1 protein-coding gene is annotated in these 601 nt (G+C 66.9%); it reads right to left on the reverse strand.

Going from position 1 to position 601, the window contains the following annotated elements:
* Positions 1-139 precede the first annotated feature (139 nt).
* The coding region (locus DA085_RS20745) for a tyrosine-type recombinase/integrase (RefSeq protein ID WP_154402282.1) at positions 140-601 on the reverse strand (462 nt) is incomplete at its 5' end.

The raw sequence follows: 601 nt of genomic DNA on the forward strand, positions 1-601 counted from the left end.
GTCTGGCGGTGCTGGTCGGTGTCAACGTCGTTCATGCTCGCTGCGCTGCGCGTGCTCCATGTTGACGCCTCGGGCGCACCGCCATGGGGCGTCCTGGATCGAGGAAGGTCCTGGTGTGGTCGGCTGGGTCTGGCCATGATCAGCTTGCCTCGTGGTGGGTGCTGGCGAGGAGCTTGGTGAAGAGCTCGGCGCGGTGGGTCTGGCCCTTGGCTGCGGCGTCGTCGTGCTGGGCTTGCAGGGTGGGGCGGAATTCGATGCTGGTCTGGAAGTAGGTGCAGGTCTCGCAGACCGACTCGAAGGCGCAGTCGAGCTCGACGGGCCTGGTGCAGTAGCCGTTGCCGAGATGGCTGTGGTGCTCGCGGCGGAGCCGGGCCATGTTCGGTCCGAGGGCGTCGACGGGGAGTGTGGCGGGTTGTCCGTAGAGGGCGTCGACCTGGTCGGTGACGGCGAAGTACTCGTCGGCGAGGGTGGTGTTGGCGATCCTGGCGTAGCGCAGTGTCATGTCCATCGACTTGTGCCCGAGCATCGCGGCGACCGCGTCTAGAGACATACCGCGGTTGATGGCCTGGGTGGCCAGGGTGTGTCGCAGGATGTGGGGGTG

This window comes from Ornithinimicrobium cavernae (assembly GCF_003121625.1).
Classification (GTDB): domain Bacteria; phylum Actinomycetota; class Actinomycetes; order Actinomycetales; family Dermatophilaceae; genus Ornithinicoccus; species Ornithinicoccus cavernae.